Source organism: Pseudomonas sp. WPR_5_2, assembly GCF_003634475.1.
GTDB lineage: Bacteria > Pseudomonadota > Gammaproteobacteria > Pseudomonadales > Pseudomonadaceae > Aquipseudomonas > Aquipseudomonas izuensis.
This window is the reverse complement of the sequence record NZ_RBLA01000010.1, coordinates 37,451-52,073: the sequence shown is the minus strand read 5'-3', so window position 1 is coordinate 52,073 and position 14,623 is coordinate 37,451. Positions and strand designations below refer to the sequence as shown.

Below are 14,623 nucleotides of genomic sequence, written 5' to 3'. Positions count from 1 at the left end.
ATAAGAGAAAAAACGATGAAACAGATTCTTCCAGCAACCGGTTCAGTGTTGTCCATGGCGATCGTCTCGAGTTTATCCACCGGCGCGACGGCCGCCGAGGCTGGCTTCATCGACGACACCACCGCCACCTTGCAAGCGCGCAATTACTACTTCAGCCGGGACTTTTCCGACATCGTCGGGGCGAATCAACAATCGAAGGCCGAAGAGTGGGCGCAGGGTTTCATCCTTAACGTCAAATCCGGTTATACCCAAGGGCCCGTCGGTTTTGGCGTAGATGTGATCGGCCTGCTTGGCCTCAAGCTCGACAGCAGCCCGGACCGGGTCAATACCGGGTTGCTGCCGGTACAGGATGATGGGCGGGCGGCGAATGATTACAGCCGTATCGAGGCGGCCTTGAAGGTGCGTTACTCCAAAACCGAATTGAAGGTGGGTGAGCTGCAACCCAACCTGCCGGTACTGGCATTCAGCGATATTCGCTTGCTGCCTCCCAGCTATCAGGGTGCAAGCATCAGCTCCAGCGAGATCAATGGCCTGACACTGCAGGGCGGACATTTGAATTCGACCAGCCTGCGCAACGAAGCCGGCGACGAAAAAATGCAGGCCATGCTTGGTCACATACCGCAACGTCAGGTCAGCAGCGACGGCTTCAATTTTGCCGGAGCCGATTACGCCTTCAACGATAAGCGCAGTTCGGTCAGCGCCTGGTTCGGGCAACTGGAAGATATCTACAACCAGCGTTTCCTGGGCTTCAAGCACAGCCAGCCGATGGGCGACTGGACCCTGGGTGCAAACCTCGGTTACTACGATTCGCGCGAAGACGGCAAAAAGCTGCTGGGCAACATCGATAACCGGGCGTTCTTTTCCCTGCTGTCGGCCAAGCGCGGCGGTCACACATTTTATGTCGGTTATCAGGGCATGTACGGCGACAGCGCTTTTCCGCGGGTCTTTGCCAACATTTCACCGCTGGGTAACGAAGTGCCGACCTACGAGTTCGCCTTTACCGACGAGCGTTCATGGCAGGCGCGCTACGACTACGACTTTGCGGCACTCGGCATGCCGGGGCTGACCAGCACCGTGCGCTACATCACCGGCAACAACGTCGACACCGGGAAGGGATTTGAGGGCAAGGACCGTGAACGTGACCTGGATATGGGTTACGTGCTGCAAAGCGGTAGCCTCAAAGGCCTTGGCATCCGTGTGCGCAATGCAATGGCGCGTTCCAACTATCGCAGCGATATCGATGAGAATCGTCTGATTCTGAGTTACACCTGGACGCTGCTATGAGCCGTTGATCACAGATCGCTGGTGCAATCACCCATGACCTCGTAGGTCACGCGACGGGTCTGGCCCTGATGGTCGACATACACCATCGTCGCCGGTACGACGCCGCACGCGGTCGCGGTATTCGACACGGAAACCACTTTGGCGATGTCCAGCGGCTGCGCCGGGTTGTAGGGAGTGGCTGCCGGTTCGTTGGTGGCGGCCATGGCCGAGGTGGTGATGAGGGTCAGAAACAGGGCGGTCAGGGTTTTCATTTTTGTGGGCTCGGGGTTGGATCTGATGCTTTGAAGTTTAGTCTTTGGACCTGGGTGATAAAGGGGCCTGAGGCTGATTCAGCGTTGCAGGAAACGTAACAATCGCGTGATTGACACATCCTTTCAGTGGCTCATTTCCGCCTGTAGGAGCTGGCTTGTCGGACCGCCGCACCGCAGCGAAGGCGGTCTTTGAGCCTTGCATCGACCACCAGGACGCCTTCGCCGGCAAGCCGGCTCCTACAGGTGGGTGTGGCATAGGCAGGCCGTCCCTGCCGCAGCAAAATCGAAGCGCATCCAAAGCCCGGTGTAGACTAAAAACTATCCCCCTCCCGAAAAAAGGAGCCCACCCCGCCATGATCGGCGCCGAGTTGCTGTCACCCGAATCCCTCACGGTGGGGTGGCTGATCTATGTGCCGGTGCTGATCTGGGCCATTGCGCGGGCACCCTGGGTTGAGCTGTTCAGCGACAGCCGGCGTCAGCATTTACTGTTCGGCACGGTGTTCGCGCTGTTCGTGCTCTGGCTGGTGCGGCGGGATTTCGATACTGGCGTGTCCTATCATTTCATCGGCATGACGGCGGTGACGCTGTTGCTCGACTGGCCACTGGCAATCGTCGGTGGACTGGTGGCGCAAGCGGGGTTGGTGCTGCTCGGTCGTCAGGACATGGCCGCGATGGGCGTGAATGGCGGGCTGTTGATTCTGTTGCCGGTGCTGATCACCGAGTGCTGCGCGATTGCGGTGGAGCGGGCGCAGCCGCGTAATCCCTTCGTGTATATCTTCGTTTCCGGTTTCTTCGCGGCTGCGCTGTCGGCGTTGTTGTGCCTGGTGCTGTCGCTCACGTTGCTGTGGTATGACGAACGCTTCGCCATGCCGTACTGGCTCGAAGACTTTGTCGGTTATCTGTGGCTGCTCATATTTCCGGAGGCATTCATCAACGGCATGGTGGTCAGCGCGCTGGTGGTGTTCTGCCCGGAATGGCTGGAGACCTTCAATCGCACACGCTATCTCTCGGCGCCCTGGAAAGACGACGATCCCGAGTCCTGATCCTTTTGAAATCCGCCAGAGGCGGGCGATCCCATCTCTGTTTCCAGCGTTTCACTCAATCAGTTGATCAATCAAAACGGCGTTGGTGTAGATCAAGCTGCCATCGCTCGCACGGTGTCCGACCAAATGGAACTGACCACGCTCGTGGTGCAGATAGACGCGCATTTGGCAGTCGGACAAGGGGGCGTAGTCCCCTGGCAAGGTCAAATCCAAAGTGCTCATGTCGACATCGACCATGGCTTCACGCTCATGGGTCGTCTGCAGACGTTCTTCTGCTTCTTCCAGGCGCCGATGGAGGGGGCCATCGACGTAAAAGTGAATTTCACCCGTTGGGATGGACTTTTGGTCGGGGCTGGTTTTGCACCAGCCTTCGATGGTCAGGGCGCTCATGACGAAATCTCCGTCGCGGACTGCTGGATTCTGTGGCTCTTGTCTCTTCAATGCCATCATCTATCTGACTATTACGCCTAGGCAGGGTTCGTCTGCTGTAGTCGCTTCTGGCCGATCTCTGCCATGCGTAGTGAGTATAGCTGGCAACCGGATCCCGCTTGCCGACCTCACGGCACAACCTGATGACACTATACTTTTCACTGGCTTTGCCACCTCGGGTGGCTTGTCTGCCCTGCCTGGACGTCAGCGGCGATGCTTGCGCATGACCAATGAACAACAGGAATAGGATGAAGAGAAAATGGCAATAGCAATTATCTTGATTCTAATCGTTATTGGCTCAGTGCTCTTTCATATACTAGCGCCTTGGCATGCAACTCCGGCAGCGTCCAACTGGGGATCAATAGACACCACACTGTTCATCACCCTGATCATCAGCGGTATATTTTTTGTCGCCATCACGGTGTTCATGGCGGTCGCTGTGATGCGTTATCGCCACAAGGAGGGGGTCAGGGCGCACTACCAGCCAGAAAGTAAAAAGTTGGAGTTCTGGTTAATTGTCGTTACTTCGATAGGTATTGCCGCAATGTTGGCGCCCGGCCTGGTTGTTTACAATGATTTCATCCGGGTGCCGAAAAATGCTTATGAACTTGAAGTGGTTGCCCAGCAGTGGCAATGGGCCTATCGCTTTCCAGGCCAGGACGGGAAGTTGGGCAAGTCGGATGTAAAGTTCATTGATTCCCGCAATCCCCTCGGCCTTGATCCCAAGGATCCTGCAGCGCAGGACGATGTACTTGTCATCAATAATGAAGTTCGCCTGCCACTCGATCGGCCGGTGAAAGTTTTACTGCGCTCTAAAGACACTTTGCACGATTTCTATGTGCCGCAAATTCGCAGCAAGATGGACATGGTGCCGGGGATGGTGTCGTACTTTTGGTTTACGCCGACTAAAACCGGGAAGTATGAAGTCCTTTGCGCTGAATATTGTGGCGTCGGCCATTACAACATGCGCGGCAATATGATCGTGGAAGAGCAAGACGTCTTCGATCAATGGCTAAAGGGCCAGCCGACGTTTGCGCAGACATTAGCGACAGCGGCCAGGCCCAGTCAGGACAGCATGCTGGAAAAAGGCCGTCAGTTGGCCGAAAAATATGGCTGCGGTGCCTGCCATAGCCAGGATGGCAGTACCAGCCTCGGCCCGGGATGGAAGGGGCTTTTCGGCCGCACTGAGCAACTGGCCGATGGCACCAGCGTGCAGGTCGATGAGGCCTACCTGAAAGAGTCGATCCTCACTCCGCAAGCCCGCCTGGTACAGGGCTACCCGCCAGTGATGGTGGCCTATACTCTCAATGACGATGAATTGGGTGCTCTGGTCGCCCTGATCAAATCACTGGGTGTTGCGCCGCAAGCGTCGGGCACGGGTGAGGATCTTGTGGCGCAGGGACAACAGCTGGCGCAATCGCTTGGCTGTCTGGCCTGCCACAGTGTCGATGGTAACAAGGGTGTCGGCCCCACCTGGCAGGGCCTGTATGGCAAGACGGAAACCCTTGCCGACGGTACGGGGATAAAGGTCGATGAGGGCTATGTAAAAGAATCGGTTCTCAATCCCGGTGCCAAAATCGTCAAGGGCTACGCACCCGTCATGCCGGCCTTTGCGCCAAGCGATAAGGAGTTGAACGCCCTGATCGCCTTTATCAAATCCAAAGCGAATGCCGACGCTGACGCGAGCAAGGCTGAGCCAGGGAAGCAGCCGTAAAGTCGCCAGAAATACACTGAAACTTCGGCAGGAGGATGACGTGATGGCCTATGCGGAGCAAGCCGAAACACAAGCACTGCACGAGCCCAAGAGTTTCCTGACCAAATACATCTGGAGCCAGGACCACAAGGTCATAGCCATTCAATATTCCTTGACGGCTCTGTTCGTGGGGCTTATCGCCGTGGTGCTGTCTGACTTGATGCGCATCCAGATAGGCTTCCCCGGCAGTTTGTCGTTCATGGACGCCAGTGCTTACTATCAGGCGATGACCATGCACGGCATGATCATGGTCATTTACTTACTGACAGCCTTGTTTCTGGGGGGCTTCGGCAACTATCTGATCCCGTTGATGGTGGGCGCCCGTGACATGGTCTTCCCCTACGTCAACATGCTGAGTTACTGGTTTTACCTGCTGGCGGTAGTGGTGTTGCTCGCCGGTTTCTTTGTCCCTGGCGGCCCCACCGGTTCAGGCTGGACGCTCTATCCGCCACAGTCCCTAACTCAGGGAACACCGGGGGTGGAGTGGGGCATCGTGCTGATGCTCGTCTCACTGGCGATTTTTATCGTCGCCGCCACCATGGGCGGGTTGAACTACGTCACCACGGTGCTGCAGGCACGTACGTACGGCATGACATTGTTTCGCATGCCGCTCTCCGTATGGGGCATCTTCATGGCCTCGATCATGGCCTTGCTGGCCTTCCCGGCATTGTTTGTCAGTGCGGTCATGATGCTGTTCGACAAACTATTGGGCACCAGTTTCTTCATGCCGGCGATGATCTCGCTGGGGCAGCCGCTCGATCATCAGGGTGGCAGCCCGATATTGTTCCAGCACTTGTTCTGGTTCTTCGGCCACCCGGAGGTCTACATCGTCGCTCTTCCTGCGTTTGGCCTGGTCTCCGACCTGATCAGCACCCATGCGCGTAAAAATATCTTCGGCTACCGAATGATGGTGTGGGCGATTATTGCGATTGGCGTACTCAGCTTTGTGGTCTGGGCGCACCATATGTATGTCAGCGGAATGAACCCGTACTTCGGCTTCTTCTTCGCTGTCACTACTTTGATCATCGCGGTGCCAACTGCACTGAAAGTCTACAACTGGGTGCTGACCCTGTGGCAGGGTGACATTCATTTGACCGTGCCGATGCTGTTTGCCCTGGCCTTTATCGTTACCTTTCTGGTGGGGGGGCTGACCGGGTTGTTTCTCGGCAATGTGATTGTGGATATTCCGCTCTCGGACACCTACTTTGTCGTCGCCCATTTTCATATGGTCATGGGTGTCGCGCCGGTATTGGTGGTGTTCGGCGGTATTTATCATTGGTTCCCGAAAATTACCGGGCGCCTGTACAACGACATCCTGGGCAAGTTGCATTTCTGGATAACTTTCCTGGGCACCTACGCCATCTTCTTTCCCATGCACTATCTGGGCTTCCAGGGCATGCCTCGGCGGTACTATGCCTATGACAACTACGGGTTCATTCCGCAATCAGCGCACGATTTGAATGCCTTCATTACGGTGGTTGCATTGATTGTCGGCGTTTCCCAGTTGCTGTTCGTGTTCAACATGGCCTGGAGCGTGTTCAAGGGCAAACCCGCTGGCAGTAATCCCTGGGGCGCGGCGAGCCTGGAATGGCAAACGCCGGACACCCCGCCCAAGCACGGGAACTGGGGAGAGAAGCTGCCGGTCGTGCATCGCTGGGCCTATGACTACAGCGTGCCGGGGATAGAGCAGGATTTCGTACCGCAAACGGTTTCCGCCGAGGCGTTGGAGCAACTGCGACAACACAGTGCCCAAACCAAAATAGCGGACGTTAAAACATGAACAGGCTGTTTTTGAGAAACGCCGACGGTGCTGACCCCGGTGGCAGCTGGAATCGTGGTCCTGAAGGGACCCGGGCCACCGAGGGGGCCGACAGGAGCCAAATCGCCAAGACAGGCCTGCGCTTGTTTCTGGCCGTCGTGAGTTCGTTGTTTTTTCTCTTCCTGATTGCCTTTCTCGCCCGCTCGCAAATGGCTGACTGGCTGCCCCTGACAGAGCCCTTGGCGCCGTTGGCCAATCCATGGCAACTCTGGGTGAATTCGGCTTTTCTGGTGTGCAGTTGCATAGCATTGCAGTGGTCACGCATGGCCGTTCGGCAGGCTCGACAAGGCCCGACAGTCATGGGCTTTGCATTGGGTGGTGTATTCGCCATTGCCTTTCTGGTGGGACAACTCTGGGTTTGGCAGCAATTTGTCGCCTGGGGCTATTTTGTCGCCAGTAACCCGGCCAACAGTTTCTTCTATCTGTTGACCGGCATGCATGGGCTCCACCTCCTGGGCGGGTTGATTGCCTGGGGTTGGATCGGCACCAAACTCCTGCATCACGTGCCGTTGCCGCAACTCAGCACCAGCGTAGAGCTCTGTGCCATCTATTGGCATTACCTGTTGGGTCTTTGGTTCGTGCTCTTTGTGCTACTGACCAGTACGCCAGAAACCTATGAAACCATCGCCAGACTCTGCGGCCTGAGGTGACAAACCATGGCATCGCATCCTCAAGCCCCGGCCGATTCGGGCTCATCCAATCCAGCAGGTTCGCCGCCTGTACCGGGATGGGAGGGCATCGCCAGCGACTGGTCCTCGGATAAAGACGCTTTCAAGCAGGTCCCCTGGGGCAAGGCGATGATGTGGATATTCCTGCTCAGCGATACGTTCATCTTCACGTGTTTTCTAACCGGCTACATGTCGGTACGCATGACTATCACTGACCTCTGGCCCAATCCCAGTGAAGTGTTTGCATTGACGATTGGCGGTAGGGAAATCCCGCTTATTCTGATCGCCATCATGACTTTTGTGCTGATCAGTAGCAGCGGCACGATGGCGATGGCCGTTAATTTCGCTTATCGCCATGATCGCGCGAAAACCACAGCCCTGATGCTGGCGACCGCTGCCTTGGGTGTGACCTTCGTCGGCATGCAGGCCTTTGAATGGAGCAAACTCATCGCGGAAGGGGTGCGTCCCTGGGGCAACCCCATGGGCGCGGCGCAATTTGGTGCCAGCTTCTTCATGATTACCGGTTTTCATGGACTGCATGTGTCAATCGGCGCCATCTACCTCAGCATTGTGGCGATGAAAGTATTGCGGGGAGATTATGAGCGCTCCGGAAACTATCAGAATGTCGAGATAGCCGGGCTTTACTGGCACTTCGTGGATTTGGTGTGGGTGTTTATTTTTGCTTTCTTCTATTTGTGGTAGAGGAGCGCGGATGATGGCGCATGCCCAAGGTCAACAGCATCCAATCAGTTTGTACCTCAAAATATGGGGGCTGTTATTCGTCCTCAGTACGATGTCGTATCTTGTCGACTATTTCCATTTTCACGGCTATCTCAGGTGGGCCCTGATTATCACTTTCATGTTGCTGAAGGCAGGTTTGATTGTCTCCATCTTCATGCATATGGCCTGGGAGCGGTTGGCCCTGGTTTACGCCATATTGATGCCACCGCTGTGTCTACTGGTGCTCGTCGGACTGATGGCCACCGAGGCGGACTACGTGTTCCTCAGCCGGGTCATTTTTTTCGGCCAATAAGCAACGTCTGGATGGCCGTAAGCCTCCAGGCGCTGCCTCGCAATCAATTATGGGTTTTAAATCGTTCGCTTGAACTGATGCCATCTGTGCAGCCAGGCGACTGTCCAGTGGGGGGCGGCCGTTCCCGTGCCGGCAATGGTCAGTTTTGGATGATGTTCGATGACCTGTTCCAACACCGATTCCTGATTGGGCTCGACATCCACGAAGAAGACATGTTTGCCCGCTTCCACCATCTGTTTGAAGTTGCGGAAGTGAGCGTTTGGCACCTGGATACCAAAGAATCCGCCTTCCCAGATGCAGAAGCCCAGTACAACAACGGCAAGGAAGATAAAAGGCACCCAGCCGGCGGCGGATTCGTGCCAGCCCAGCCAATAGGCGCCGCCAAGGATCAGCGCTGCCAGTGGCACACCGACCACCGCACCAATCTCGCCAGAGTGAACGACATCTTGTTTCATCAGCGAGTTAACTTCGTGAAGATGATGTTCTTCAACATCAGCAACTTTTTCACTGAGCACATGAATTTGTTCGGTGTTGATGCCGTTGGCTTCCAGTTCATTTTCAACGGCTTCAAGATCGTCGAGATTGTCACTGATGTAATAGTGCCGATTCATGCCACACCTCCCATCTCTTGTTGTTGCTGTAGACCTCCTCTGTCCGGCAGCTTTTAACTGAGATTTACCTTCGGTATCGGTGTCCGCGGGGAACGTTGTGTTCTTGCTGCAACCCGAAAGAAGTATAGCACTCGCCATCAGGCGGCTATTTGGAGGGCCAAGAGGCGGGAACGATATAAAAGCCGGCACAATTCATCGAATTCCGACACGCATTGTGCCGGATTGATCGGAATCAGTGACGCGGGTCGAAATCGCCGCTGAACAACTCGTCCTCGGCATCCGGGGCCACCGGAATCTTGTGCTCTTCCGAGGCCCAGGCACCCAGGTCGATCAGTTTGCAACGGTCGGAGCAGAACGGCCGATATTTGCTCTCGGGGCTCCATTCGACAGGGGCGCCGCAGGTCGGGCATTCGACGGTCGGGATCTGGCTCATGACTGGCCTCCACGCAAAGTAAGGTAAAAGTGATGCAGGCGTTCGACCTCGCTGTGCAGCCAGGCAAGGTCGCGATCGTTGACCACGACCTCGTTGGCATGGCTGACGCGATCCTGGCGGCTGGATTGGGCCTTGAGGATCGCCTGGACCTGCTGTTCGCTGGTCTGGTCTCGCTGCAGGGTACGTTCGATCTGTAGCTGTTCGGGGGCATCGATCACCAGCACCCGCTGGGTCATGGCGTACTGGCCGGACTCGATCAGCAGCGGCGAAACCAGAATCGCGTAAGGTGATTTTGCCAGCGCCAGATGATGAGCGATTTCCTCACCGATCAGCGGATGCAGCAAGGCTTCCAGCCAGCGGCGTTCATCCGGCACCTCGAAGATCAGTTTGCGCAGGGCTGCGCGATCCAGCTGCCCGTCGGCCTGCAACACACCGGGGCCGAAGTGTTCGGCGATTTTTGCCAGCGCCGGCCGGCCCGGCTCGACGACCCAGCGCGCGGCATGGTCGGCATCGACCACGTGCACGCCGAGGTCGATGAAGTGTTGGGCCGCCGCACTTTTGCCACTGCCGATGCCGCCGGTCAGGCCGAGAATCCAGGGTTTTTCCACAGGGGTATTCATTTCAAACCGACAAACTGCCAATAGAAGTCGGTTATTTGACCACCCCAGAGCAAGGCAATCCAGCCGGCAATCGCCAGATAGGGGCCGAAGGGGATCGGTGTCGAGGTTTTTGCCTGGCGCAGGCGCAGGTAAATCACCCCGATGATGGCTCCTACAAGGGATGAGAGCAGGATCGTCAGCGGCAGAATCTGCCAGCCGCCCCAGGCGCCAAACATCGCCAGCAGCTTGAAGTCGCCGTGGCCCATGCCGTCCTTGCCGGTGATCAGCTTGAACAGCCAGAACACCGACCACAGGGCCAGGTACCCGGCAATGGCGCCCCACATCGCGTCATGCAGTGGCACGAACAGGCCGAGGCTGTTGACGATCAACCCCAGCCACATCAGCGGCAGCACCAACATGTCCGGCAGCAGCTGATGCTCGGCGTCGATCAGGCTCATCGTCAGCAGGCCCCAGGTCAGGAGCAGCGTCATGCAGGCTTGCCAGCCGAAACCGAAGTGCCAGGCAATGAACGCCGACAACAGGCCACAGGCCAGTTCAGTCAACGGATAGCGTTTGCTGATCGGCATGGCACAGGCCGAGCAGCGCCCACGCAGAAATACAAAACTGAGCACGGGAACGTTTTCCCAGGCACGAATCCGATGGCCGCAGCCTGGGCACTGGGAGGGGGGCAGCAGCAGGTTGTAGGTGGGCTGCGGCGTTTCCCCGGGCAGCCCGAGGATCTCATGGGCTTGTACGCGCCATTCGCGCTGGAGCATTTTTGGAAGGCGCCAGATCACCACGTTGAGAAAGCTGCCGACCAGCAAGCCCATCAGCCCGGCGATGACGACGAAAACCAGGGGGAAGTGGGTCAGAATTTCGTTCAAGGGCATGTCAGATCGCTGAGCCGAGTTGAAAGATGGGCAAGTACATCGCGACCACCAGGCCGCCGACGATAACACCCAAAACCACCATGATGAACGGTTCCATCAGGCTGGTGAGGTTATCGACCATATTGTCTACCTCGTCTTCATAGAAACCCGCGACCTTGTCGAGCATGGCGTCCAGTGCGCCGGACTCTTCGCCGATGGCGGTCATCTGGATGGCCATGTTCGGAAAAATGCCGGAAGTGCGCATGGAAAAATTCAACTGCATCCCCGTCGAAACGTCCTGCTTGATGCGCAGCACCGCGCGCTTGAACACGATGTTGCCGGTGGCGCCGGCCACCGACTCCAGGGCTTCCACCAAGGGGACACCGGCGGCGAAGGTGGTCGACAGGGTGCGGGCAAAACGAGCCACGGCCGATTTGTACATCAGCGTCCCCACCAGCGGCAGCTTCAGCAGCCAGGCGTCGGTTCGATCGCGAAAGCCTTGTGACGTCCTGAAAGCATGGCGTGCACCCAGGATCGTTGCGATCAGCGCACCGAGCATCATCCACCAGCCGTCCTGCATGAACCGCGACAGGCCAATGACCATCACGGTAAAGGCAGGCAATTGGGCGCCAAACCCTTCGAACACCGATTGGAACTGCGGCACTACTTTGACCAGCAGGATCGCGGTCACAACCATGGCGACACACACAACGACCAGCGGGTAGGTCATGGCTTTCCTGATCTTGGCCTTGAGGCTTTCGCTCTTTTCCTTGTAGGTCGCCACCCGCTCCAACAGGGTATCCAGGGCGCCGGCCTGCTCACCGGCATCCACCAGATTGCAGTACAGCTCATCGAAATACCGGGGTTTCTTGCGCAGGGCGGCGGCGAAACTGTTGCCTGCCGCGACTTCCTGTTTGACCTCGTCCACGAGGGTGCGCATGGCCGGGTTATCGAAGCCTTCGGCAATAATGTCGAACGACTGCAACAGCGGCACGCCGGCTTTCATCATGGTCGCCATCTGGCGCGTGAACAAGGCGATGTCCTGGGCCTGGATGCGCTTGCCCATGTTGAACAGCGAGACGGTTTTTTTGCGAACCTTGCCAGGGTTGATGCCTTGTTTACGCAGTTGCGCCTTGATCAGTGCCGGGTTCTGCCCGCTTAACTCGCCGGTGACTTTCGTGCCTTTGCGGTCGGTGCCTTCCCAGGCGTAAATGCTGATTTTCGCTGCTTTGACCGCCATGTTCAGTCCTTGGTAACCCGGTTGATTTCTTCAAGGCTGGTAATGCCTTGCATGGCTTTGAGCAGGCCTGAAGTGCGCAGGTCGTTGAAGCCGTCCTTGCGCATCTGCTCATCGATTTGCAGCGCATTGCCTTCGGCCATGATCAGGCGTTGCAGGTCCGGCGTGTTCTTCACCACTTCATAAATCCCCACGCGTCCCTTGAAGCCGCCATTGCAGTGTTCGCAGCCGACCGGCTCATAGATCGTGAATGTGCCGATGCGTTCCTCGGGGAAGCCTTCCTTGAGCAGCGTTTCGCGGGGAACGTCGAGGGGCACCCGGCAATGGCTGCACAGTTTGCGTGCCAGGCGCTGGGCGATGATCAGGCTGACCGACGTGGCGATGTTGAAGCCCTGGATGCCCATGTTGTGCAGGCGGGTCAGGGTTTGCGCGGCGCTGTTGGTGTGCAGGGTCGATAACACCAGATGCCCGGTCTGGGCGGCCTTGATGGCGATTTCGGCGGTTTCGAGGTCGCGGATCTCACCAACCATGATCACGTCCGGATCCTGGCGCAGAAAGGAGCGTAGCGCCTGGGCGAAATCCATGCCTTGTTTGGGATTGACGTTGACCTGGTTGATGCCTTCCATATTGATCTCCACCGGGTCTTCGGCGGTGGAGATGTTGATGTCCACGGTGTTGAGAATGTTCAGCCCGGTATAAAGCGACACGGTTTTGCCGGAGCCCGTGGGGCCGGTCACCAGAATCATCCCCTGTGGTTGCCTGAGCGCGGTCATGTACAGGTCTTGTTGTTCGGGCTCGTAGCCAAGGGCATCGATGCCCATTTGTGCGCTGGAGGGGTCAAGAATCCGGATCACCACTTTCTCGCCCCACAGGGTCGGCAGGGTGTTGACCCGCAAATCGATGGATTTGTTCTTGGACAGGCGCATCTTCATCCGCCCGTCCTGGGGCTTGCGGCGCTCGGAGATGTCGAGGCTGGCCATGACCTTCAGCCGCGCCGCGATGCGGTTGGCCAACTGGATCGGCGGTTTGGCGACTTCCCGCAAAATGCCGTCGGTGCGCATTCGCACCCGATAAATTTTCTCGTAGGGCTCGAAATGCAGGTCGGAAGAGCCGCTCCTGATCGCGTCCAGCAGCATCTTGTGGACGAAGCGCACCACCGGCGCATCATCGGCTTCCTGGCCGACGATGGCATCCTGGCGCCTGTCATCGGCCGCTTCGATGTCCATCCCGTCGAGGTCAACGTCGACCATGTCTTCAAGGCCAGTGCCCTGGCTGTCGAAGAAGCGCTCGATGGCGTCACTGAGCTTGTCGTCCTCCACCAGGATGGCTTCGGTGGTAAGCCCGGTGCTGAACTGAATGTCGTTGATGGCCTGGTGACTGGTCGGGTCGGAGATCCCCACGAACAGTTTGTTGCCACGACGCCAGAGGGGCAGGGCGTGGTGCTGGCGGACCAGTTTTTCGCTGACCAGTCCCTTGGGTTGGGTTTCCTTGTCCAGACTGTTGAGATCCATCAAGGCCATGCCGAAGTGTTCAGAAGCAATCTCGGCAACCTGACGGCTTTTCACCAGTTTGTTCTGCACCAGGTAGCTGACCAGTGAGACGTGGTTGCGTTGGGCTTGTTGAGAAGCGTGTTGCGCGCTTTTGTCAGTGAGCAGCTCGGCCAGGACCAATTGCTTGGCCAGACCGCTGAGGGCGATGTCATTCATGGAGATACCGGGCGCAGACAATTCATGACTTATAGCCTAGTCAAGCAACGCAGCCAAACCAGCGACGGTGAGGTGACAAAAAGTGTCAGATAGTGCGGATCCTGGGGCTAAGAAGGCGCGTTGCGGCTGTCGAACGTCCCGCCAATAGGGTGTACCGAGCCTGGCATGGGCTGTGCTGCAACAGATCCAGATCATGAGAATTCGACTCATGCACGGAGGCTGTCTATGAACACTCAAAAAGGTTTTACCCTGATCGAATTACTGATCGTCGTGGCGATCATCGGGATTCTCGCGACGTTCGCGATACCGGCCTATTCCAAGTATCAGGCGCGGGCGAAGGTGACGGCGGGTGTCGCAGAGCTTTCGGCGCTGAAGGTCAATTATGAGGATGCGGTCAACTCCGGTACGGCTGCCCCGGCTGTCACTGCATTTGCCCCAGGGGGTGATACACAGAACTGCACTCTTGCCGCTGCCACCGGCACTACACCCGGGATGGTTTGCACGTTGAAAGGCGCGCCAGCGGTCATTTCAGGGGCGACTGTGACGCTGACTCGAGACGCCACCAAAGGCTGGACCTGTGCCACCAGTGTCGCAGCAGACTATGCGCCCAAAGGCTGCGGCGGCTAACGATCTGTCCCGTTGCACACACAGAAAATGCCCCGTCTTTCATAGGACGGGGCATTTTTTATTCCGGTATCGATGCAAAAGAGAAAACCTCCCACAATTCATGGCGTTAGGCCTTCTTCAAAAACGGCAACTTGCATGTAGAGAATGTCGAAGTCATGCAATTTGCATGATTCCGCAAAATGCACGAATTTATAACTTATTGATTTTTATATGTTTATTCAATGTCTCAAACTTGGCACAGCGTTCGCAACGTCTCGAGTA

The 14,623-nt window shown here is 57.0% G+C and carries 16 protein-coding genes; 8 read left to right on the top strand and 8 right to left on the bottom strand.

The window, feature by feature from the left end; all coding sequences use genetic code 11:
* Nucleotides 1–15: 15 nt before the first annotated feature.
* Entirely contained in the window at nucleotides 16–1,284 is a 1,269-nt protein-coding gene (locus BJ917_RS28470) for an OprD family porin (RefSeq protein WP_096515112.1), read from the top strand.
* 8 nt (nucleotides 1,285–1,292) lie between these two features.
* Here BJ917_RS28470 and BJ917_RS28465 read toward each other — a convergent pair whose 3' ends face one another.
* Nucleotides 1,293–1,535 carry a DUF2790 domain-containing protein gene (locus BJ917_RS28465; protein ID WP_121105701.1) on the bottom strand — a complete coding sequence of 81 codons (243 nt, stop codon included), beginning with the start codon at nucleotides 1,533–1,535 and terminating at the stop codon, nucleotides 1,293–1,295.
* A 353-nt stretch (nucleotides 1,536–1,888) separates the two neighbouring features.
* Between BJ917_RS28465 and BJ917_RS28460 the strand changes: the two genes are divergently transcribed.
* Entirely contained in the window at nucleotides 1,889–2,578 is a 690-nt protein-coding gene (locus BJ917_RS28460) for an energy-coupling factor ABC transporter permease (RefSeq protein ID WP_096515116.1), read from the top strand.
* Between the two features lie 51 nt (nucleotides 2,579–2,629).
* On the opposite strand, the gene BJ917_RS28455 is transcribed toward BJ917_RS28460, so the two are convergent.
* On the bottom strand, nucleotides 2,630–2,968 hold the full coding sequence (locus BJ917_RS28455; RefSeq protein ID WP_121105699.1) for a hypothetical protein: 339 nt from the start codon (nucleotides 2,966–2,968) through the stop codon (nucleotides 2,630–2,632).
* Between the two features lie 298 nt (nucleotides 2,969–3,266).
* Between BJ917_RS28455 and BJ917_RS28450 the strand changes: the two genes are divergently transcribed.
* From BJ917_RS28450 to BJ917_RS28430, 5 genes are read left to right on the top strand one after another with little or no spacing between them, the layout of a single operon-like run.
* Entirely contained in the window at nucleotides 3,267–4,721 is a 1,455-nt protein-coding gene (locus tag BJ917_RS28450) for a cytochrome c oxidase subunit II (RefSeq protein WP_121105697.1), read from the top strand.
* Nucleotides 4,722–4,764: 43 nt separating this feature from the next.
* A complete protein-coding gene (gene ctaD, locus BJ917_RS28445) occupies nucleotides 4,765–6,540 on the top strand; it encodes a cytochrome c oxidase subunit I (protein WP_121105695.1) in 1,776 nt (591 codons plus the stop codon).
* Nucleotides 6,537–7,229: a cytochrome c oxidase subunit 3 gene (locus tag BJ917_RS28440; RefSeq protein ID WP_121105693.1), complete on the top strand. Its 693-nt coding sequence runs from the start codon at nucleotides 6,537–6,539 to the stop codon at nucleotides 7,227–7,229. The genes ctaD and BJ917_RS28440 overlap by 4 nt, the downstream gene beginning before the upstream one ends.
* A gap of 6 nt (nucleotides 7,230–7,235) precedes the next feature.
* Nucleotides 7,236–7,949 (top strand): heme-copper oxidase subunit III family protein, encoded by a 714-nt coding sequence (locus BJ917_RS28435; protein ID WP_096515126.1) that lies wholly within the window; start codon nucleotides 7,236–7,238, stop codon nucleotides 7,947–7,949.
* Between the two features lie 13 nt (nucleotides 7,950–7,962).
* Nucleotides 7,963–8,280 (top strand): cytochrome C oxidase subunit IV family protein, encoded by a 318-nt coding sequence (locus tag BJ917_RS28430; RefSeq protein WP_096515646.1) that lies wholly within the window; start codon nucleotides 7,963–7,965, stop codon nucleotides 8,278–8,280.
* Nucleotides 8,281–8,336: 56 nt separating this feature from the next.
* Here the strand turns inward: BJ917_RS28430 and BJ917_RS28425 are convergent, their stop codons facing one another.
* The 6 genes from BJ917_RS28425 to pilB form a co-directional block, all read right to left on the bottom strand.
* Nucleotides 8,337–8,891 (bottom strand): hypothetical protein, encoded by a 555-nt coding sequence (locus BJ917_RS28425; protein WP_096515128.1) that lies wholly within the window; start codon nucleotides 8,889–8,891, stop codon nucleotides 8,337–8,339.
* 232 nt (nucleotides 8,892–9,123) lie between these two features.
* Nucleotides 9,124–9,324 (bottom strand): DNA gyrase inhibitor YacG, encoded by a 201-nt coding sequence (gene yacG, locus BJ917_RS28420; protein ID WP_096515130.1) that lies wholly within the window; start codon nucleotides 9,322–9,324, stop codon nucleotides 9,124–9,126.
* Nucleotides 9,321–9,944 (bottom strand): dephospho-CoA kinase, encoded by a 624-nt coding sequence (coaE, locus tag BJ917_RS28415; RefSeq protein ID WP_096515132.1) that lies wholly within the window; start codon nucleotides 9,942–9,944, stop codon nucleotides 9,321–9,323. Before coaE ends, yacG begins: the two co-directional genes overlap by 4 nt.
* Complete coding sequence (locus tag BJ917_RS28410; RefSeq protein ID WP_096515134.1) at nucleotides 9,941–10,813, bottom strand: A24 family peptidase; 873 nt, start codon at nucleotides 10,811–10,813, stop codon at nucleotides 9,941–9,943. Before BJ917_RS28410 ends, coaE begins: the two co-directional genes overlap by 4 nt.
* A gap of 1 nt (nucleotide 10,814) precedes the next feature.
* Complete coding sequence (locus BJ917_RS28405) at nucleotides 10,815–12,032, bottom strand: type II secretion system F family protein (protein WP_121105690.1); 1,218 nt, start codon at nucleotides 12,030–12,032, stop codon at nucleotides 10,815–10,817.
* Between the two features lie 2 nt (nucleotides 12,033–12,034).
* Nucleotides 12,035–13,735 carry a type IV-A pilus assembly ATPase PilB gene (gene pilB / locus BJ917_RS28400; protein WP_121105689.1) on the bottom strand — a complete coding sequence of 567 codons (1,701 nt, stop codon included), beginning with the start codon at nucleotides 13,733–13,735 and terminating at the stop codon, nucleotides 12,035–12,037.
* A 225-nt stretch (nucleotides 13,736–13,960) separates the two neighbouring features.
* On the opposite strand from pilB, the gene BJ917_RS28395 reads away from it, so the two are divergent.
* On the top strand, nucleotides 13,961–14,362 hold the full coding sequence (locus BJ917_RS28395; protein WP_121105687.1) for a pilin: 402 nt from the start codon (nucleotides 13,961–13,963) through the stop codon (nucleotides 14,360–14,362).
* The last annotated feature ends 261 nt before the right edge of the window (nucleotides 14,363–14,623 follow it).